The organism is Burkholderia sp. EMB26, assembly GCF_024730645.1.
Taxonomy (GTDB): Bacteria; Pseudomonadota; Gammaproteobacteria; order Burkholderiales; family Burkholderiaceae; genus Burkholderia; species Burkholderia cenocepacia.
The window spans coordinates 1,748,613-1,767,968 of record NZ_CP078070.1 but is presented as its reverse complement, the minus strand read 5'-3'; the positions used below and the strand labels follow the sequence as shown (position 1 = coordinate 1,767,968).

The window sequence follows — 19,356 nt, the reverse complement described above, 5'->3', positions numbered from 1 at the left end:
GCGTTCTGGATACCGGCCCGCAGTCAGATCTGCGGCAGATCGCGCAACGTGCGCGACTCGCTCGTGGCATCGATGTCGAGTTCGATGCCTTCCGATGCATCGCGATACAGCACGCGTTTCAGCCTGGGACCGGTTGCGGTGGCATCCGTTGCCGAGAAGATCGCGCGGACATCGTTACCGGACGCGAGAGCGCGCGCCACGTCGGCCACCGGAGCCTCGCTGGGCGTCGACGCCCACGAGCGATCGGCCGGGTTCACGGCCGCCCAGCGCACGTGCGTCACGCGCGCGCTGAGCGGATCGATTCGGACACCATTCACCGCAAACGTCGACATCGGCCTCTCCTTTGAATTTTTGCGGCTCGTCGCATGCATCCGGCCGACTGTGAACGGCCCGGATCCCGCCTGCGCAGCCAGCACGGCCTGCGATCATGTGCGCTGCGCCGGCCGACGCGATTTTCGATGATACATTGGGACGCTTTGCAACCGTCAACAGACAATCGTGTACGGGAGAAACACATGAACGACGCCTGGGGAACCTTCCCTGCCAGAATGGGCGACCATCAGGCTTTCATCAGCTTCAACCACGGCTTCGCGGAAATCGCCGAAGGCGATCCGCGCACGTCGCTGCTCAGCGTGCGCGTCCCCTTTGCGCATCCGTCGCCCGAAGGTTTGCCGACCGGCGACGAATTCGCCGATCTCGCGCAGATCGAGGATCTGCTCGACGCCGCGATCACCGCGAAAGGCGGCGTGCAGGTCGGCCGCATCACCGTCGACGGCAACCGGGATTTTCTATTCTACGTACCGTTCGACGAAGAGGCCGCCGCGGAGATCGTCGACTCGCTGGCCGACCAGACGGCCTATGCGCTTCAGTACGCGCATCAGGACGATCCCGACAAGACGACCTACTGGCAGACGCTCTACCCGACCGACGACGACTGGCAGATCATGCGCGACATGCGCACGCTGGATGCGCTGCGGCAGCAAGGCGACGTGCCCGACGTGAGCCGGCGCGTGATGCACTGGGCGTATTTCCCCGACCCGAGCGACGCGCATCAGTTCGCGGACTGGGCCGAAGCGAAAGGCTATCCGGTCGAATCGGTCGCGCCGACCGAAGACGGCAAGTCGGCGGTACGGTTTTCGCACGAAGGCACGATGACGCTCGCCGACATCACGCGCCACACGATCGCGCTCAATCGCGAGGTGCGCGCACTCGGCGGGGACTACGACGGATGGGAAACCAGCGTCGAACAGGCGGGCTGAGCGGAGCGCCATGCCCGCGGCGCGTGATGTGACGTCACACGCCATCTGACGCAAAAAACATCCCGGCAGCGTGGTTGCGCGCCGCCGGGATCAAGGCATCGCCGGCAAAAACCGGCGATGGGCCTGAGGGTTCGCTCAGGCACGAGGAAAGCGATGCGTACGGATCAGGCGAACGGATGTCGGGGTGCGAACGAGTGCCGTTGCGCCGCCCGCCGGACGCCTGTCCGGTTCCGCCGACGCAACCTTCCGGCGTCGGGGGGCAAAAAGCCCCCGCTCCTGCGCGAGCGAGCGGGGAAATGGTTGACCGGGCCGGGGAAGAACGGTCAACCGGTCAAATTGTGATCGCGGGCCGTGCGACGGTCTGTGCGGCAACTCACCCTTTAGTAACAATGTGATGGCGACCGGCATGCGCGCGTACCGGCGAATATCGTCACGATTCAAGCGCCGCGCGCGGCTTGCCGGCTTCGCCGACGAGGAACCGGCCGACAGCTTCTTCGCAGCTGCCGCTGTCGTACCGCATCGGAGTACAACCTGTCAGGCCGGCAACAGTCGTCATTGCGCCGGCGTCGACAGCGTTCGTTTTTTCATTTCGGTGTTTTATTTTGTTTTAATTCAAGTGGAATTTTCAGCCCGGGGCGCAGTTTCCGGTAAGTCTCGGGTATTGTCAAAGCAGGATTATTCTATTTTTTTATGCGCGATGATTTTCGCCTCACTTTTTTCGTGCGGAATTTCGCGCCTACAATGATCTGCGTCACGAAAACGCGATTTCTTCGCTACAGCGAACCAGTGGAAAACCAGTCGGCAACCATATCGATCCAGTCGAGATTGCTGACGATTTCAATGGCGGCGTCGCCGACCATTGCGGCTGTCGACACATCTGCGGTCACCACGCCGGTTGCCACCGCGCTCGCCTTCGCCATTCCGGTCGATGCGACGGGCCCGGGATCGGCAAGCCGCTCCAGCCACTCGACGATATTGGCGCGTGCGTCTTCCTCATCCGTGAAATCATTTCGCGCCAGGAACCGATCGAACACGATCCACCCGAGCGTCTTGTTTCGCTCCTCGGATTCGAGTTGCCGGTCGACGACGGCGACACGGCCGGACTCCGTGATGTCGAGCGTTGCGGTGAAACGGTAATCGAGATATTCGATCTCGAGTTTCGACGACATGGCTTCTCCGCTCAATCTGCCCTCTCGATTTCGATGATGCCCGGCGCGTCACGTGCTTTGCGACACAATGTGAAGCTTGCGTGAATTTCGCGCAGCGCATCATTTTCGCTGGCAGTATCGCGATATTCTCGCGACCTGTCGATATGGACCATCCACGTATGGCCGCCCAGATGCTTTTTTGCCGTGCCGGTTGAGTCGTCAAGCGCTCCGTTTTCCTGTTTCCGGTATCGACCTGCTCCGCAGCCGCAATCGCGCTGCTAAACTCGGATCACAAAGACCGCTTGCGCCACCAGAGGAAATAATGACGCTCGCTCACGCACGACAAAGCGGCGTAGATGTCTGGATCGTCCAGCTTCCCGGGCACGCGCCCTATGCCTATACGCACCTCAAGCGGGTATTCGCGTCCGACGACTCGCGGCATCGGGTCGTGACGATCGACCTGAAGAAGCTGCTGGCCTGCGCCGACCGCGACACCACGGACTATGTGCTGCCATCGGTTCAGTACTGGGCGCCCGGAAAAGCCGCAGGCATTCGCGAATTTCTCGATCCGGACCGGGACCGGATTCCGGACATGCCATTCATCACGTTTCGCGAGACGAGAACACGAACGTTGCTCGGCCTTCCCGGCCTGTCGAAAGTCGGCGTCGCATCGTTCCGTAACGGCCAGCATCGTGCGCGCTATCTCGCGTATGCCGGTGCGACCACCTTGCCCGTCGAAATCCACGAGACCGAAGCCGATTTGCTTGTGCGGTATTGCGGCGAATGACGCCAGGCTGTCGCCCGATGTGAATGCATCGTGGCCAAGCGCGCTTGCACTCGCGCGCGGCCGCTCGCGTCGACGCCGACAAGCCTCACGCCTGGATCGCGTAAATCCGGTCGGTGACTTCCGTCTGGCCGATGCGACTCGTTTCGACATCGATCCATTGCCAGCCGTTGTGCTCGTAGAATCCGATCGCACGCACGTTGCCGTCCAGCACCTGCAGATGGACCTTGTCCACGCCGATCGACCGGGCCCACGCGCGAACGGCTTCGATCATGCGCTTGCCCGTGCCGCCGCCGTGATGCGCAGGATGGACGTGCAGGCAATCGAGCAACACGCCACGCGCCGGATCGACGGGGCGCTCGGCACTGACGAAGCCGACGGGCTCGCCGTTCGCCTCGGCAATCAGCACGAGGCCCCACTCGTTCTCGTTGCGGTCGAGATACTTGCGCCATCGGACCGCGTGCTCCGTCGGTACCTCGTCGGACAGATAGCCGGCCGGAAGGATGTGGCTATAGGCGGTTTGCCAGCTCAGCGTATGCAGGCGAGCGATGTGATTCGCGTCGTGCGGCGTCGCGGCGCGCAGTGTGGTCCGTGTGTCCGGCATCGGTAGCAACTCCTTCTGCTGTTCGCCTGATCGGCATGTATCGTCGCAAAATATACCGTGCTTTGTGAAATGCCTTTCGCCGGGTTCGTTGTCGGAGCGCCGGCACTGCGGGCAAAAAAAATCCCGACACCGTCATCGGTCATCGGGATCGAACGGCCCTGCAAAGCATGAGGGCACGAGGAAGGTCACACATTACACGCATGTAAGACTGTTGCGCTTTGTCGGTTTGCGCCAAGCCCCTGTCCTATTCCGCCAATCAGCTGGTTATGAGCGGCCGTAAACGAAAAAAGCCTGCTCGCGTGTGGCGCGAGCAGGCAAGAAAACGGATCAGCATTCGAGGCACGAGGGCTGTCCAGGAAAGATAACGGCACGGCGCGCGGGAACCTTAGAGGGGAAAGCTAGCGTCGCAGGCAAAGTGGCGTGAACGTTGTTGGCGCAACGACACGGGAACACGATACGAAGCAGGCCCGGGGCGTCGCCCTCTCCGTCATCCACGTCGGCGATGCCGGACAAGCGGTGCCGTCAGTCGATACCCCGTTGCGCGTTGCGCAACGATTGCACGATCGCGCGCCGGATTTCGATACCTGCCCGCGTCGCCTCGTCCGAGGTCTCATATTCGGTATCGAAGTCATATCGCCGGGGCGATTCGATTCCGTCTTTGCGGACCCGCACGTTCGCCATCCACGTGCTGCCGGGTGCCGGCTGCACGGACTCGACGATGATTTCGTAACCGTCGAATACATCGCGATGGCATTCGATTCTTTTGTGCATACGGTGCCCCTCACATGCGCCTGATGTTGCTGCCGCGCAAGCGCGCTTTACGCAATCGTTCTTTTGGAGAACGAGGCCGAAATGGCATCGTGGTCGATTCGTTGAATACGGGATGCTACTTCGTTAAAGACGCCGTGACCAAGACACACATTGGCTGTATCCGAACGCCAGAAAGCAAAAAGCCCGGCTCAACGAACCGGGCTTTTTGCTTGAATTTGTTGGGGTGGCTGATGGGACTCGAACCCACGACGACAGGAATCACAATCCTGGACTCTACCAACTGAGCTACAGCCACCACTGATACTGCTTGCTTCGTTTCGCTGTTTTGTTTCAGCAGCGAAGAACAAGATTATACGAACACTTTTGAATCTTGCAAAGCCTTTTTTTCAAAAATTTCTTCGGCTTCGTTCAGATGCGTGCGCGCCTCGTCGAACACGGCCAGATCGCCGCGCGCCAGCTTCTTGTTGTCGGACAGCACGCGACGCCAGCCACGCGCGCCCGGCATGCCGCGATACAGCCCGAGCGCGTGCCGCACGATCGCACCGAGGTAGGTGCCACGCTTCAGCTCGGCCGCGCAATACGCGATCAGTTGCGCTTCAGCCTCTTCGCGCGTCGGTACCGCTGCGGTGGATCCGTAGAAGCGCGCATCGACTTCCGCCAGCACGTACGGGTTGTGATACGCCTCGCGGCCGAGCATCACGCCGTCGACGTGCTCGAGATGCTGCGCGACTTCATCGAGCGTCGTGATACCACCGTTGATCACGATCTCCAGCGACGGAAAATCGCGCTTCAACCGATACGCATAGTCGTACTTGAGCGGCGGGATCTCGCGATTCTCCTTCGGCGACAGTCCCTTCAGGATCGCGTTGCGCGCATGCACGACGAACGTTTCGCAACCAGCCTCGGCCACCGTGCCGACGAAGTCGCGCACGAACGCGTAGTCCTCGACCGCATCGACCCCGATCCGGTGCTTGACCGTCACCGGCACCGCCACCGCATCGCGCATCGCCTTCACGCAGTCGGCCACGAGTTGCGGCTCGTTCATCAGGCATGCACCGAACGCACCGCGCTGCACGCGCTCGGACGGGCACCCGCAGTTCAGGTTGATTTCGTCGTAGCCCCACTGCTCGCCGAGCTTTGCGGCGCGCGCGAGATCGTCCCGCTCGCTGCCGCCCAGTTGCAGCGCGATCGGCGATTCGCTCGGCGTGAACGCAAGATGCCGCTGGGCATCGCCGAACAGCAGCGCGCCCGTCGTGATCATCTCCGTATACAGCCACGTATTGCGCGTCAGCGTGCGGTGGAACGACCGGCAATGGCGGTCGGTCCAGTCGAGCATCGGCGCGACGGATACACGGCGGGGAGGAAGCGAGGACGGAACGGACATGGAATTCGGGTACAGGCCAGACGGCACGGAAACAACCCGATATTTTACCGCAATACCGGCGATGCCCGCCCGACACGCGCGCTACCCGCCGCCGAGCTCCGCATCGACCGCCCGGCGCGCCTCGTCGAACACGCGCTCGATCACGCGCCGTTCGGTGAGCAGCATCCCGTCGACCTTGACCCGCCGCCAGTCGATCCGCACGGCATCGCCCTGCAGCACGCGATAGTGCGCGTGCTCGCCGTCCCAGACCTGCTCGGTTTTCACCTCGATCTCGAAGCCGCGGTACGGCTCGCTGAAATCGCCGAGGTCGCTGCCTCTCGGTTCCATCGCACGCTCCGTGGCGACGCCGCGCCAGGCCGCCCGCGCAGCCGGCGCCGCGCGCTCAATCGTATTCGTCGGACAAAAACGACCGGCCATCGGCCGTCAGGTCGACCCGGTCAGCCGTCGCCTGATAGATCAGTCCGTCATTCAGCAACGCATAGACGACGTCATCGAACGCGGCAGGAACCGGCCGGCTGTCGCCGAACTGGTCGATCCATTTCAGCGCCTCGATGGCTTCGGGGGAAAGGATGGGGGTCATGCGTTGGCCTCCGGCATCGGTGTCGTTTCATCCTAGCACTTCGTCAGGAAGTCGAATACCGAGGCAAACGCGCGGCGCGAACGCCAATGCGGCGCCGGCAGGCACGCTGCCCGCCGACGCCGCACGGGTGCGCGGCACATGCGCTCAGAGGCGTGCGATCGAGACTTCCGTCGACTTCACGAGCGCGACGACTTCGGCGCCGACCTTCAGTTCGAGTTCGTCCACCGAACGGGTGGTGATCACCGACGTGACGATGCCGAACGGCGTCTCGACGTCGACTTCGGAAACCACGGACCCGCGAATGATCTCCTTGACCTTGCCCTTGAACTGGTTACGTACGTTGATTGCAGTGATGCTCATCGGGATGATCGCTCCGAAGAAAAAAGTCTCAGAACGGGCGGCCGGGGCCGCCCGGAATTAAACGGCCCAGCGGATCTGCCCGACCGGTCGAACCTTGTCTGCTTGATGCTCGGCGTCGTGATCGGCCGCGCCGGGGCCGCCGGCGAGCACGCGTTTCAGCACGCGGTCCTCCAGCGCCGCGAATGCGGCCGACGCGCGGGCACGCGGCCGGTCGAGCGGCACCGACTGGTCGAGCGCCACCCGCCCCTGCTCGATCAACAGGATGCGGTCGCCGAGCGCAACGGCCTCCTGCACGTCGTGCGTGACGAGCAGCGCGGTGAACCGATGCTCGCGCCACAGGCGCTCGATCAGCGCATGCATTTCGATGCGGGTAAGCGCGTCCAGCGCGCCGAGCGGCTCGTCGAGCAGCAGCAGTTGCGGCCGGTGCACGAGCGCGCGAGCGAGGGCGACGCGCTGCCGCTGCCCGCCCGACAGTTGCGCGGGCCAGTCGTTCGCGCGCTCCAGCAGCCCGACTTCGTCGAGCACCGCGCGGGCCTGGTCGCGCGCGCCGCGGCCGAGGCCCAGCATCACGTTCTGCAGCACGGTCTTCCACGGCAGCAGGCGCGCATCCTGGTACATGATCCGCGTATCGAGCGCGCCGCCGCCCTCGCCGCGCGTCACCAGCGTGCCGCTGCTCGGTTGCTCGAGTCCCGCGACGAGACGCAGCAGCGTCGATTTCCCGCAGCCGCTGCGGCCGACGATCGCGACGAAGCTGCCGCGCGCGATGCCGAGTTCGACGTCGTCGAGCACCGTGCGGGCGCCGAAGCGCTTGCTGACGCCCGACAGCGTGACCGCGTCGTCGGGTGCAGGGCTGCCGCCCGCGCGCCGCCGCGCAAGCGGCACGACCGATGCGCTGCCGTCACGTTCGAGGATCGCCGCGTCGCGCGCGTCGCCGTCCGCGACGCGGGCCTGCGCCAGTTCGGCCTCGAGGTCTGCGCCGGCGAGCGGGCCGTAGGCGGCCGCCGAAGTCGTCGCATTCATGCTTTTGCTCCTGATTGATAGGCGGGGTGCCAGCGCAGCGTCACGCGCTCGAGCCATTTCGCCAGCACGTCGGCCAGCTTGCCGAGCACCGCGTACAGCAGGATGCCGACCACCACCACGTCGGTTTGCAGGAATTCACGCGCGTTCATCGTCATGTAGCCGATGCCCGACTGCGCGGAAATCGTTTCCGCGACGATCAGCATCACCCACATCAGCCCGAGCGCGAAGCGCACGCCGACGAGGATCGACGGCAACGCGCCCGGCAGGATCACGTCGCGGTACAGCGCGAAGCCGCGCACGCCGTAGCTCTTCGCCATCTCGATCAGGTTCGCGTCGACCGAGCGGATCCCGTGATACGTATTGATGTAGACGGGGAAGAACACGCCGAGCGCGACGAGGAACAGCTTCGCCTTCTCGTCGATGCCGAACCACAGGATCACGAGCGGGATCATTGCGAGCGCCGGGATGTTGCGGATCATCTGGATCGTCGAGTCGAGCGCGACCTCGGCAGCCTTCGACAGCCCGGTCGCGAGCCCCAGCGCCAGGCCGACGCCACCGCCGATCGCGAAGCCGAACAGCGCACGCCACGTGCTCACTTTCACGTTTGCCCACATTTCGCCCGACGTCACGAGCGACCAGGCCGCGCGCACGACCGCCACCGGCTCGGGCAACACGCGGGTCGACAGCCAGCCGGTGCGCGCACCGACCTCCCACACCACCAGCAACACGAGCGGCACGAGCCACGGCGCGACGCCGCGCCATGCGCGGGCGGCCACGGCTACGCCGGTCGTCGACGGTTTCGTTGTCATCGCAGGCCTCCGTCGCTCAGCTCTGGCTCGTCTTCGGCAGATAGTTGTTGCCGACGATCTCGCCGAACGGCCCCGACAGCGGACCGGCCGCCTTCTCGACGCCCTTGCCCTTGATCAGCGGGAACACGAGTTCCGCGAAGCGATACGACTCCTCGAGGTGCGGATAGCCGGACAGGATGAACGTTTCGATGCCGAGATCCGCGTATTCGCGCATGCGTTCCGCGACCTGCTCGGGATTGCCGACGAGCGCCGTGCCGGCGCCGCCGCGCACGAGCCCCACGCCGGCCCACAGGTTCGGATAGACCTCGAGCGCCTCGCGGCCGCCGCGCTTGCCGCCGTGCAGCGCGGCCATCCGGCGCTGGCCTTCCGAATCCATGTTCGCGAACGCCTTCTGCGCACGCGCGATCGTGTCGTCGTCGAGCCGGCTGATCAGCCGCTCGGCGTCACGCCATGCCTCGTCCTCGGTCTCACGCACGATCACGTGCAGGCGGATGCCGAACTTGATCTTGCGGCCGCGCGCGTCGGCACGAGCGCGAATGTCGGCGATCTTCTTCGCGACGGCCTCGGGCGGCTCGCCCCAGGTCAGGTAGGTATCGATGTGATCGGCGGCGATCGCGTGGGCGGCCGGCGACGAACCGCCGAACCACAGCGGCGGATGCGGATGCTGCACGGGCGGATAAAGCGCCTTGCCGCCCTTCGACTGCAGGTGCTTGCCGATGTAGTCGAACCCGTCGTTGTCGTGCGATGCGGCGAGCAGCCCGCGCCAGATGTTCAGGAAATCGTCGGTGATCTCGTAGCGCGTGTCGTGATCGGCAAAGAGGCCGTCGCCTTCGAGCTCGGCTGCATCGCCGCCCGTGACGACGTTGATCAGCAGGCGGCCGCCCGACAGGCGGTCGAACGTCGCGGCCATCCGCGCGGCCAGCCCCGGCGAAGCGATGCCGGGGCGCACCGCGACCAGGAACTTCAGGCGCTGCGTCGCCGGAATCAGGCTCGATGCGACGACCCACGCATCCTCGCAGGAACGGCCGGTCGGCAGCAGCACGCCGTCGTAGCCTAGCGTGTCCGCCGCCACGGCGACCTGCTTGAAATAATCGTAGTCCGCGGCGCGCGCGCCTTCGGCCGTGCCGAGATAGCGGCTGTCGCCATGCGTGGGAATAAACCAGAACACATTCATCTGCTGCTCCTGCTTGACTGTCACTGCCGAAATTTGAAAAAAACGTCGCCCTGCTCGCGTCGCGGAGGAGCGACGCATGCATGGTGTGCATTCGAATCGGGATGGCTCGCCGGTCAGGCCGTGCAGCGGGCGAGGACGCGATCGCACGGCTGTTTCTGAGGAATCAGTCTAGGGATCGGTACAGGGCTTTGGAACGATTTTTTTGAGCTTAGGTTTTCCGCTTTCGTGATTAGCACGACGCTGGAGCGAATATCGCCGCGGCCGGGCCCTATAATGGCGCACCTATCCGAATAACTCCGCGCATACGGCTTCGGCCGTGCGCGCCTGCGGTGCACTCATCGATGCAGAAAGTCATCCTGCCCTTCCTGTCCGGCTTCCTGGCCGCACTGTTCTTCCGCGAGGCCACGCTCGCCCTCCTCCACACGGCCGACCTGATCGCCGCAACCGGCTTCTCGACACAGCCGTTCGCGCCGCTCGGCATTCCTGAATTTGTCGCGAATGCGCTGATCAGCGCGTGCTGCGCGATTCCGATGGCGTGGTTGTTGCGCGTGTCGCCGGAACGCGAAGCATCGTGGATCGGCGCGCTCGTGTTCGGCGGTATCGTGCTGACGGCCGCCCGCGTGTTCGCGATCGATCCGCTGCGCGGCATCTGGCCGTCGGGCAACATGATGCCGGTACTCGCGGCCGGCTTCGCGGCGAATGCGGTGTGGGGCTTCGGCGCGCTCGTGTTCATGCGCGCGTTCATGTCGGACGACGCGGGCGACGAGTAACGCCGACGCGGGCGACACACCCTTCGGGGTCGGCCCGGCCGACATCCCTGCAAAAAGGCCGCGTGCATGTGCACGCGGCCTTTTCGTTTCTGCGTCGCGCGTCGATCGGCCGCGCGGTCGGGCTGAGCGGCGTCAGTCCTGCAGCTTGCGCAGCGGATGCGTGTCGGGCGTCCACGGGCTGTCGAACATCGCAAGCACGTCGGCGCGATCGACGTCGGCGGCCGACTTGAAACGCCACACCGGCTGGTGATCCTTGTCGACGATCAGCGCGCGCACGCCTTCGATCACGTCGCCGCGCGCAAACGTCGAGCGCGTGAGATCGAGATCGCGCCGCAGGCAATCGGCCATCGTCGCGCCACGCGCGCGTTCGACGACTTCGAGCGACACGGCCATCGACAGCGGCGACAGTTGCTCGCGCATCGCGTGGGTCGCCTTCTCGACCCACCCGTCGACCGCCGCGCAATCCTGCTCGGCGTCGAGCGATGCGAGGATCGCGTTGATGTCCGGCTGCGCGAAATGCCGATCGATTCCGGCGCGCGCATCGGCGAGCGCCGACGTGTCGGGCGTCGGCACGACCTTGTGCGCGGCGGCCGCCTCGGCCACGCACGCGACGGCCTGCGCACCGCTGTCGATGCGCGCGCCGCGCAGCGTATCGAGCAGTGCCGGCAGCGCGGCATCGGGCAGATAGACGTCGGCAAGTTGTGCGTACAGCGCGCCGGCCGCGTCGAGCGTCGCGCCGGTCACCGCGAGATAGCGGCCGATCGCGCCGGGCGTGCGCGCGAGAAACCAGCTCATCCCGACGTCCGGGAACAGGCCGATGCGTGTTTCGGGCATCGCCATCTTCGTCGAGTCGGTCACGACGCGCAGGCCGCCGGTATGCCGCGCCGCCTGCGAAATCCCCATGCCGCCGCCCATCACGACACCGTGCATCAGCGCGATGTACGGCTTCGGATACGTGAAGATCGCATGGTTCAGCGTGTATTCCTCGATGAAGAACGTATCGACCGCATCGCGGTCGCCGCGCTGCCACGCGTCGTGGAAGAAGCGCACGTCGCCGCCCGCGCAGAACGCGCGCGGATGCGGGCTGTGCACGACGACGGCGACGACGGCGGGGTCGTCGCGCCACGCGTCGAGCGCCTGCTGCATCAGCCGGATCATGCCGACCGACAGCGCGTTCAGCGCCTTCGGCCGGTTCAGTTCGAGAAAGCCGATGCGGTTCGCGACATACGCGCGCACGTCGGGCTGGGGGGATTCGGCGGAAACGGCGGCGGAAGTGGAATCGGTCATGAAAGTCGTCCGGCAAACGGCAGTCGCACGCTCAGTGCGCCTGCATCTTCGAGAACAGGTTCAGCACCACGACGCCGGCGATGATCAGCCCGAGGCCGATCACCGCCGGCACGTCCGGCACCTGGCGATAGAGCAGCATCGCGACGAGCGTGATCAGCACGATGCCAGCGCCCGACCAGACTGCATAGATGATGCCGACCGGCATCGTGCGCAACGTGAGCGACAGGCAGTAGAACGCGACGCCGTAACCGGCGACGACGAGCACCGACGGCCAGAAGCGCGTGAAGCCGTCCGCCGCGCGCAGCGCGGACGTGCCGATCACTTCCGCGACGATCGCGATCGCGAGCCATGCGTAACCGGGCAGTTGCATCGCTCAGCTCCTTGCGAGGGCCAGTACCGCGTAGTCGTGACCGAGCTCCGCGCACAGCGCCTCGACGACGAACTCGTGGTCCGCGCGCTGCGGCAGCCCGGACGCGGTGATCGAGCCGATCACGCCGGCGCCGGCGACGGTCAGCGGAAACGAACCGCCGTGCGACGCATACTCGGCGACCGGCAGCCCGTGCTTGTCCGCGAGCGTCGCGCCGGCCTGCTGCATGCGCAGGCCGATCGCGTACGAACTGCGACGGAAATGCGCGACGACGTTGCGCTTGCGGCGCACCCAGTCGGCGTTGTCGGGGGTCGCACCGGCGAGCGCCGCATAGAACAGCGGCTGGCCGAACGTGGCGATGTCGATCGCGATCGCATGGCCGCGCGACGTCGCGAGCGCATGCATCCGGTTGCCGAGCGCCCACGCGCGGGCCGGGTCGAAATGGGGAAACACGAGCGCCTGTTCCTGCGCGCCGATCGATTGCAGATCGTGAGCGATGTCCATGAATCCGTCGATGCAGTAATGAGAGTCGCAACGGCGCCGATGCGATCGCGCAGGGCCGCTGCCGGAATGACGACACAAACCGCTCGATTCTAGCGCACGTGCCCCCACGTACCGGCCCCACAAGCGCCCGCCACGGGATTGTCAGAAAACACTTGCGCACCTCCGGGCAACCCCATATAATTCATTTCTTCGACGGACGCGGGGTGGAGCAGTCTGGCAGCTCGTCGGGCTCATAACCCGAAGGTCGTAGGTTCAAATCCTACCCCCGCAACCAACCGTCCAGAATTTCGCAAAAAGCCCGGCCTCGCGCCGGGCTTTTTGTTTTCGTGCGTCCGGGCGCGCCGCTCGCGCACTCGCCATTTCGCACGACGTGCCGCTCCACGCGCAGGCGTTCGAGAATGCCGCGGCCCGGTGATACACTCGCATCACCTCGTCCCTTCCACTCGACATGAAATTCTGCTCCGTCTGCGGTCACGAAGTCCTCGCGCGCATTCCTCCGGGCGACAACCGCGAGCGCTTCGTCTGCGATCACTGCGGCACGATCCATTATCAGAATCCGCGCAACGTCGTCGGCACGGTGCCGGTCTGGGGCGACCAGATCCTGCTGTGCCGCCGCGCGATCGAACCGCGCTACGGATTCTGGACGCTGCCGGCGGGCTTCATGGAAATGGGCGAAACGACGGCGGAAGCCGCCGCGCGCGAAACGCTCGAGGAAGCCGGCGCGCGCGTCGAGGTGCAGAACCTGTTCACGCTGCTCAACGTGCCGCACGTGCACCAGGTCCACCTGTTCTACCTCGCACGGCTCACCGACCCGGCCTTCGAAGCCGGCGAGGAAAGCCTCGAAGTGAAACTGTTCGACGAAGCCGACATCCCGTGGGACGAGATCGCGTTCCCGACCGTCAGCCAGACGCTACGCTTCTTCTTCGCCGATCGCGCCGCCGGCGACTACGGCGTGCACACCGGCGATATCTTCCGCTCGCTGCGCAACGGCTGAGCCCCGCTCCCATGGTTCCCTGGCTCGGCCCGGACGATCCGTTTCCGTCCATCGAACGCGCGCTCGGTCCCGCGACCGGCGCGCCCGGGCTGCTCGCCGCGAGCGCCGACCTGCTGCCGTCGCGGCTCATCGACGCCTACCTGCGCGGCATCTTCCCGTGGTACTCGGACGGCCAGCCGGTGCTGTGGTGGAGCCCCGACCCGCGCATGATCCTCGTGCCGGCCGAATTCAAGGTATCGCCGTCGCTGCGCAAGACGCTGAAGCGCGTGCTGCGCGAGCCGGGCTGGGAAGTGCGCGTCGATCACGACTTTCCCGGCGTGATGCGCGCCTGCGCGCAAGCGCCGCGCCGCGGGCAGCGCGGCACCTGGATCACCGCCGAGATCATCGACGCCTATACGTCGCTCTACCGCTCCGGCAACGCGCACAGCATCGAGACGTGGCACGACGGGCGCCGCGTCGGCGGCCTGTACGGCGTGTCGTTCGGCCGGATGTTCTTCGGCGAGTCGATGTATGCGGACGTGACCGATGCGTCGAAAATCGCGCTGGCCACGCTCGTCGCGCACCTTCGCGAGCAGGGGCTGGAGATGATAGACTGCCAGCAGAATACGTCGCATCTAGCGTCGCTCGGCGGCCGCGAGATCGCACGCAAGGCCTTTGTCGCTCACGTGCGCAGCGCGGTAGCCGAACCGCCGATTCCGTGGCAGTTCGACAAGCGCGTGCTCGCCGCGCTGACGAGCCCCGCCGAAACGGCGGCGCCCTCCGGGACCGAGCGCTAGCGCGGCACTCCTTCCCTGCATCGAGAGCTGCCCATGACTCACCCGACTGAGCTGCCGCTTTCACCGCTTTCGGCGCTGCAATTCTATGCAACGGCGCCCTATCCGTGCAGCTATCTGGACGGCCGCATCGCGCGCTCGCAAGTCGCGACGCCGAGCCACCTGATCAATTCCGACATCTACACCGAGCTCGTGAAGGCCGGCTTCCGCCGTTCGGGCGTCTTCACGTACCGCCCGTACTGCGACGGCTGCCGCGCATGCGTGCCGGTGCGCGTGCCGGTCGGCGAGTTCGCGCCGACGCGCACGCAGCGCAGGATGTGGAAGCGGCACCGCGCGCTGGTGGCGACGGTCTCGCCGCTGCACTACGACGAAGAGCACTACGCGCTCTACATGCGCTACCAGTCCGCGCGCCACGCGGGCGGCGGCATGGACCGCGACAGCCGCGACCAGTACGAACAGTTCCTGCTGCAAAGCCGGATCAACTCGCGCCTCGTCGAATTCCGCGACCTCGACGCACCGGGCGGCGAACCCGGCAAGCTCCGGATGGTCAGCATGATCGACATCCTCGGCGACGGGCTGTCGTCGGTCTATACGTTCTTCGAGCCCGACGACCGGCACACGAGCTACGGCACCTACAACATCCTGTGGCAGATCGAACAGGCGAAGAGCCTCGGGCTGCCCTACGTGTACCTCGGCTACTGGATCCGCGAGAGCCCGAAGATGGCCTACAAGGCGAACTTCCATCCGCTCGAAGGGCTGATCGACGGCCGCTGGAAGACGCTCGATCCGGAGCGTGTCGACCTGCCGCCCGTCGACGCGGCGCTGGCGCGCGCGCCGTTGCCGGGTGGGCATTCCGGCTCGGGCTGATGCACGCCGCGGCGGCTACGAAGCGAAGCGCGCCCGTGCCGCGCAACTCCCGGTAAAATAGCGGGTTGTCATTCATTCCGGCCGTCCGCCCAATTCCCGTGTTCAGTTCCCTCTACCCGCTGGCCCGCGCATCCCTGTTCAAAATGGATGCGGAAGACGCTCACCACCTTACGCTGCGCGCGCTCGGCGCGGCCGGCCGCACGGGCCTCGCCTGCGCGCTGTCGGCCCGCGTGCCCGACGCGCCGCGCACCGTGATGGGGCTCACGTTCCGCAATCCGGTCGGCCTCGCGGCCGGCCTCGACAAGGATGGCGCAGCCATCGACGGCCTCGCGGCGCTCGGCTTCGGCTTCATCGAGGTCGGCACCGTCACGCCGCGCCCGCAGCCCGGCAATCCGCGCCCGCGGATGTTCCGGCTGCCGCAGGCCGAGGCGCTGATCAACCGGATGGGCTTCAACAACCACGGCGTCGACCAGTTCGTGAAGAACGTCCAGGCCGCCCGCTATCGCGGCATCCTCGGCCTGAACATCGGCAAGAACGCCGACACGCCGATCGAGCGCGCCGCCGAGGATTACCTGTACTGCCTCGAGCGCGTGTACCCGTTCGCGAGCTACGTGACGATCAACATCTCGTCGCCGAACACGAAGAACCTGCGCCAGCTGCAGGGCGCGGGCGAGCTCGACGCGCTGCTCGCCGCGTTGAAGGACAAGCAGCAGCGCCTCGCCGATCTGCACGGCAAGCTCGTGCCGCTCGCGCTGAAGATCGCGCCCGATCTCGACGACGAGCAGGTCAAGGAAATCGGCGACACGCTGCTGCGCCACAAGATCGAAGCGGTCATCGCGACCAATACGACGCTGTCGCGCGCGGCCGTCCAGGGCCTGCCGCATGCGGACGAAGCCGGCGGCCTGTCGGGCCGCCCGGTGTTCGACGCGTCGAACGAAGTGATCCGCAAGCTGCACGCGGAAGTCGGCAACGACGTGCCGATCATCGGCGTCGGCGGCATTTTCTCCGGCGAGGACGCCCGCGCGAAGCTGGCGGCCGGCGCGGCGCTCGTCCAGCTCTATACCGGCTTCATCTATCGCGGTCCGGCACTCGTGTCGGAATGCGTGAAGGCGATCGCCCGCGAACGCACCGCGTAATATAGCCATAAGCAAACTATATTTAGTCATCGATAGCATTTTTGCTATCATCGACGCATGACCAAAACCATTGACCCCGACAGGGCAAGGAACACACGATGAAATTTTCGCTGCTGAAGAAGCTGCTGGTGGCCGGCGTGATCGGCACGTCGTTCGCTGCGGCGACCGCGCACGCGGCCGACCTCCTCGACCAGGTCAAACAACGCGGCACGCTGCGGGTCGGCCTCGAAGGCACGTTCCCGCCGTTCAACTCGAAGAGCCCGCAAGGCGAACTCGTCGGCTTCGACGTCGACATCGCGAAGGCCGTCGCGGCGAAGCTCGGCGTGAAGGCCGAATTCGTGACGACCGAATGGAGCGGCATCATCGCCGGCCTGCAGGCCGGCAAGTTCGACGTGATCGCGAACCAGGTCGGCATCACCGACAAGCGCAAGGAAACGCTCGACTTCTCGCCGGCGTACACGTACTCGTCCGCGCAGCTGATCCAGCGCAAGGACGACACGCGTCAGTTCAAGTCGCTGGAAGACCTGAAGGGCAAGAAGCTCGGCGTCGCGCTCGGCACGAACTACATGGACATGGCGAAATCCGTGCCGGGCATCGACGTGAAGACGTACCCGGGCGCGCCCGAGTACCTGCGCGATCTCGCGGCCGGCCGCCTCGACGCCGCGCTCAACGACCGCCTGATGCTCGCGTACCTGACGAAGAATTCCCAGCTGCCGCTGCGCCCGGGCGCGAACGTCGGCTCGGCGAACCCGTCCGGCATCCCGTTCAAGAAGGGCAACCCGAAGTTCCAGAAGGCGATCGACGACGCGATGGCGCAACTCGAGGCCGACGGCACGTTCACGAAGATCTCGGACAAGTGGTTCGGCATCGACGTGACGAAACCGATCAAGTAAGCACGCCTGCATTTCCCGCCTGACGGCGGGCCGGAAAGGGTGGCATCCGCAACGATGCCGCCCTTTGTTTTATTGGTCCGGTTTATGATTGCGCTTTCGCGCACGCATTCGATTCGTATTCCATGTCGACAACGTCCCTGCTCGTCCAATCGCTGCCGGTGCTCGCCCAGGGTGCCGTACTGACCGTCAAGTTCGCCGTGCTGTCGATGGTGTTCGGCCTGCTTGGCGCGGTCGTGCTCGCGATGATGGGCATCCGGCAAAGCGAGGCGCTCGACGGCTTCGAACGCATCTGGGTCAACGCGCTCGCGTGGCTGGCTCGCGCGTATGTGAGCCTGATGCGCGGCACGCCGCTGCTCGTGCAGATCTTCGTCATCTATTACGGGCTGCCGAGCCTCGGCATCTCGCTCGACCCGACGCCGGCCGGCGTCATCGCACTGTCCGCGAACGTCGCCGCGTACATGTCGGAAAGCATGCGCGGCGCGATCAACGGGATCGCGCGCGGCCAGTGGCTCGCCGCGTACAGCCTCGGGCTGTCGTGGGGGCAGACGCTGCGCTACGTGATCGGCCCGCAGGCGCTGCGCATCGCGGTGCCGAGCCTGTCCAACAGCCTGATCAGCCTGATCAAGGACACGTCGCTCGTGTCCGTGATCACCGTGACCGAACTGCTGCGCAGCGCGCAGGAAGTGATCGCGGCGACCTATCAGCCACTGCCGCTCTATCTCGCCGCCGCGGCCGTGTACTGGATCCTGTGCCAGATCCTCGAATGGGTGCAGCGCTGGTACGAAAAGCGCCTGTCGCTGCCGTCGCGGCACTGAACCACGCAGTCGCGCCGGGCCGCGCTCGCGGGCCCGGCCCCTCCGTCCCGCCTATTCGCCCGAATAGCGCACGCCGAGCACGGCGCGCGCCGCATCGGTCATCGCGATCATCTGCCGCGAATGATCGTGCGTCATGATCGGACTTTCGGTTTCGCCCGCGCGCAGCAGGTCGCAGAAATGCGCGGTTTCGTAGTTCAGCCCGCCGCCTTCGACCGGCGCATCGAGTTCGACGGTGCGCCCGTCCGCGTAGCGGATCGTCGCACGCGCGGGGTTCCACCACTTCTCGTGAATCGTCACGTGACCGCCCGCCGCCGCGATCAGCGCGTCGCCGCGCCCCATCACGTCGAGCCCGCAAAAGAGCTGCGCGATCCCGCCGTTCGCATGCACGCTGTTCAGGCTCGCGAACAGGTCGACACCGGTCGCGCCGACGCGACCGAGCGTTTGCACGTCGCGCGCCGCGCCGAGCCAGTCGACGGCCAGGAACGCCTCGTAGATGCCGATATCGAGCAATGCGCCGCCCGCACGATCGAGGCGATAGACGGAATGATCCTCCGGCACCGACGACGATGCGCAGCCAGCCCGCACGAGCCGGATCTCGCCGATCGGATCGTCGCGCAGATGCGCACGTAGCTGACGGTACAGCGGGAAGAACGGCGGCTTCATCGCCTCCATGAAGAGCAGCCCGGCATCGCGCGCCGCGTGCAGCACCGTGTCGAGTTGCGCGGCGTTCAGCGCCGCGGGTTTCTCGCACAGCACGGCCTTGCCGGCGGCCAATGCGGCCCGCGTGTACTGCGCGTGACTGTCATGGAGCGTCGCGATGTAGACGGCGTCGAGATCGCTCGCGAGGAGCGCGTCGAGGCTCGCGGCAGGCGTGCCGCCGTATGTCTCGCAGAAGGCGGCCGTTGCGTCGGCGCGGCGGGCCCAGGCGCCGGCGAGCGTGGCGCCCGGCACGTGGGCGAGGCTTTGCGCGAAGCGGCGCGCAATGCTGCCTGCACCGACGATGCCGAAGCGCACCGGGCGATGGTCGTTGTCGTTCATCCTGATCTTCCGTGTCGGT

The 19,356-nt window shown here is 65.7% G+C and carries 25 protein-coding genes and 2 tRNA genes; 11 read left to right on the top strand and 16 right to left on the bottom strand.

Features of this window, described 5'->3' with window-relative positions; all coding sequences use genetic code 11:
- Positions 1 to 23: 23 nt before the first annotated feature.
- Entirely contained in the window at positions 24 to 332 is a 309-nt protein-coding gene (locus tag KU887_RS08370; protein ID WP_006484174.1) for a hypothetical protein, read from the bottom strand.
- 183 nt (positions 333 to 515) lie between these two features.
- Between KU887_RS08370 and KU887_RS08365 the strand changes: the two genes are divergently transcribed.
- Together KU887_RS08365 and KU887_RS08360 are read left to right on the top strand one after the other, a co-directional pair.
- Positions 516 to 1,259: a DUF695 domain-containing protein gene (locus KU887_RS08365; RefSeq protein WP_080323475.1), complete on the top strand. Its 744-nt coding sequence runs from the start codon at positions 516 to 518 to the stop codon at positions 1,257 to 1,259.
- A gap of 394 nt (positions 1,260 to 1,653) precedes the next feature.
- A complete protein-coding gene (locus KU887_RS08360) occupies positions 1,654 to 2,004 on the top strand; it encodes a hypothetical protein (RefSeq protein WP_006484222.1) in 351 nt (116 codons plus the stop codon).
- Between the two features lie 28 nt (positions 2,005 to 2,032).
- Here the strand turns inward: KU887_RS08360 and KU887_RS08355 are convergent, their stop codons facing one another.
- Positions 2,033 to 2,428 carry a hypothetical protein gene (locus KU887_RS08355; protein WP_258255504.1) on the bottom strand — a complete coding sequence of 132 codons (396 nt, stop codon included), beginning with the start codon at positions 2,426 to 2,428 and terminating at the stop codon, positions 2,033 to 2,035.
- 301 nt (positions 2,429 to 2,729) lie between these two features.
- On the opposite strand from KU887_RS08355, the gene KU887_RS08350 reads away from it, so the two are divergent.
- Positions 2,730 to 3,194: a hypothetical protein gene (locus KU887_RS08350; RefSeq protein WP_006484172.1), complete on the top strand. Its 465-nt coding sequence runs from the start codon at positions 2,730 to 2,732 to the stop codon at positions 3,192 to 3,194.
- 85 nt (positions 3,195 to 3,279) lie between these two features.
- Here the strand turns inward: KU887_RS08350 and KU887_RS08345 are convergent, their stop codons facing one another.
- From KU887_RS08345 to ssuD, 10 genes are all read right to left on the bottom strand, one after another.
- The gene (locus KU887_RS08345; RefSeq protein ID WP_006495234.1) at positions 3,280 to 3,795 is read right to left on the bottom strand and encodes a GNAT family N-acetyltransferase; all 516 of its coding nucleotides are present in this window, start codon (positions 3,793 to 3,795) and stop codon (positions 3,280 to 3,282) included.
- Positions 3,796 to 4,317: 522 nt separating this feature from the next.
- Entirely contained in the window at positions 4,318 to 4,566 is a 249-nt protein-coding gene (locus KU887_RS34575; RefSeq protein ID WP_080323477.1) for a DUF6566 family protein, read from the bottom strand.
- A gap of 219 nt (positions 4,567 to 4,785) precedes the next feature.
- Positions 4,786 to 4,861, bottom strand: a tRNA-His gene (locus KU887_RS08335).
- Positions 4,862 to 4,915: 54 nt separating this feature from the next.
- Positions 4,916 to 5,902: a tRNA dihydrouridine(20/20a) synthase DusA gene (gene dusA, locus KU887_RS08330; protein WP_062884559.1), complete on the bottom strand. Its 987-nt coding sequence runs from the start codon at positions 5,900 to 5,902 to the stop codon at positions 4,916 to 4,918.
- A 129-nt stretch (positions 5,903 to 6,031) separates the two neighbouring features.
- Entirely contained in the window at positions 6,032 to 6,277 is a 246-nt protein-coding gene (locus tag KU887_RS08325) for a hypothetical protein (RefSeq protein ID WP_006495306.1), read from the bottom strand.
- A gap of 55 nt (positions 6,278 to 6,332) precedes the next feature.
- Positions 6,333 to 6,530, bottom strand: coding sequence for a hypothetical protein (locus KU887_RS08320; protein ID WP_006484168.1), 198 nt, complete (start codon positions 6,528 to 6,530; stop codon positions 6,333 to 6,335).
- 144 nt (positions 6,531 to 6,674) lie between these two features.
- A complete protein-coding gene (locus KU887_RS08315) occupies positions 6,675 to 6,890 on the bottom strand; it encodes a molybdopterin-binding protein (RefSeq protein ID WP_006476104.1) in 216 nt (71 codons plus the stop codon).
- A gap of 57 nt (positions 6,891 to 6,947) precedes the next feature.
- Entirely contained in the window at positions 6,948 to 7,910 is a 963-nt protein-coding gene (locus tag KU887_RS08310; protein WP_006484157.1) for an ATP-binding cassette domain-containing protein, read from the bottom strand.
- Positions 7,907 to 8,719 carry an aliphatic sulfonate ABC transporter permease SsuC gene (gene ssuC / locus KU887_RS08305; RefSeq protein WP_006484131.1) on the bottom strand — a complete coding sequence of 271 codons (813 nt, stop codon included), beginning with the start codon at positions 8,717 to 8,719 and terminating at the stop codon, positions 7,907 to 7,909. The genes KU887_RS08310 and ssuC overlap by 4 nt, the downstream gene beginning before the upstream one ends.
- Before the next feature lie 16 nt (positions 8,720 to 8,735).
- On the bottom strand, positions 8,736 to 9,893 hold the full coding sequence (gene ssuD, locus KU887_RS08300) for an FMNH2-dependent alkanesulfonate monooxygenase (protein ID WP_006495307.1): 1,158 nt from the start codon (positions 9,891 to 9,893) through the stop codon (positions 8,736 to 8,738).
- A gap of 341 nt (positions 9,894 to 10,234) precedes the next feature.
- On the opposite strand from ssuD, the gene KU887_RS08295 reads away from it, so the two are divergent.
- Positions 10,235 to 10,663 (top strand): hypothetical protein, encoded by a 429-nt coding sequence (locus KU887_RS08295; RefSeq protein WP_006484223.1) that lies wholly within the window; start codon positions 10,235 to 10,237, stop codon positions 10,661 to 10,663.
- A gap of 132 nt (positions 10,664 to 10,795) precedes the next feature.
- Here KU887_RS08295 and KU887_RS08290 read toward each other — a convergent pair whose 3' ends face one another.
- The 3 genes from KU887_RS08290 to KU887_RS08280 are packed head-to-tail and all read right to left on the bottom strand — an operon-like array spanning position 10,796 to position 12,821.
- On the bottom strand, positions 10,796 to 11,950 hold the full coding sequence (locus KU887_RS08290; RefSeq protein ID WP_034201829.1) for an enoyl-CoA hydratase/isomerase family protein: 1,155 nt from the start codon (positions 11,948 to 11,950) through the stop codon (positions 10,796 to 10,798).
- A gap of 31 nt (positions 11,951 to 11,981) precedes the next feature.
- Positions 11,982 to 12,314, bottom strand: coding sequence for a multidrug efflux SMR transporter (locus tag KU887_RS08285; RefSeq protein ID WP_369718844.1), 333 nt, complete (start codon positions 12,312 to 12,314; stop codon positions 11,982 to 11,984).
- Positions 12,315 to 12,323: 9 nt separating this feature from the next.
- A complete protein-coding gene (locus KU887_RS08280) occupies positions 12,324 to 12,821 on the bottom strand; it encodes a heme-degrading domain-containing protein (protein WP_006484123.1) in 498 nt (165 codons plus the stop codon).
- Between the two features lie 197 nt (positions 12,822 to 13,018).
- Here KU887_RS08280 and KU887_RS08275 point away from each other — a divergent pair.
- From KU887_RS08275 to KU887_RS08245, 7 genes are all read left to right on the top strand, one after another.
- Positions 13,019 to 13,095 (top strand) — tRNA-Met (locus KU887_RS08275).
- A gap of 174 nt (positions 13,096 to 13,269) precedes the next feature.
- Complete coding sequence (locus KU887_RS08270; RefSeq protein ID WP_006484214.1) at positions 13,270 to 13,815, top strand: NUDIX hydrolase; 546 nt, start codon at positions 13,270 to 13,272, stop codon at positions 13,813 to 13,815.
- An 11-nt stretch (positions 13,816 to 13,826) separates the two neighbouring features.
- On the top strand, positions 13,827 to 14,591 hold the full coding sequence (aat, locus tag KU887_RS08265; protein ID WP_006495309.1) for a leucyl/phenylalanyl-tRNA--protein transferase: 765 nt from the start codon (positions 13,827 to 13,829) through the stop codon (positions 14,589 to 14,591).
- Between the two features lie 33 nt (positions 14,592 to 14,624).
- A complete protein-coding gene (locus KU887_RS08260) occupies positions 14,625 to 15,455 on the top strand; it encodes an arginyltransferase (RefSeq protein ID WP_006484143.1) in 831 nt (276 codons plus the stop codon).
- Between the two features lie 98 nt (positions 15,456 to 15,553).
- Positions 15,554 to 16,591, top strand: a complete 1,038-nt coding sequence (locus KU887_RS08255; RefSeq protein WP_012492588.1) for a quinone-dependent dihydroorotate dehydrogenase — start codon at positions 15,554 to 15,556, stop codon at positions 16,589 to 16,591.
- A 98-nt stretch (positions 16,592 to 16,689) separates the two neighbouring features.
- On the top strand, positions 16,690 to 17,484 hold the full coding sequence (locus KU887_RS08250) for a cystine ABC transporter substrate-binding protein (RefSeq protein ID WP_006476115.1): 795 nt from the start codon (positions 16,690 to 16,692) through the stop codon (positions 17,482 to 17,484).
- A gap of 122 nt (positions 17,485 to 17,606) precedes the next feature.
- Positions 17,607 to 18,299 carry an amino acid ABC transporter permease gene (locus tag KU887_RS08245; protein ID WP_006484207.1) on the top strand — a complete coding sequence of 231 codons (693 nt, stop codon included), beginning with the start codon at positions 17,607 to 17,609 and terminating at the stop codon, positions 18,297 to 18,299.
- A 51-nt stretch (positions 18,300 to 18,350) separates the two neighbouring features.
- Here KU887_RS08245 and KU887_RS08240 read toward each other — a convergent pair whose 3' ends face one another.
- Positions 18,351 to 19,337: a Gfo/Idh/MocA family protein gene (locus tag KU887_RS08240; RefSeq protein WP_080331888.1), complete on the bottom strand. Its 987-nt coding sequence runs from the start codon at positions 19,335 to 19,337 to the stop codon at positions 18,351 to 18,353.
- Positions 19,338 to 19,356 lie beyond the last annotated feature (19 nt).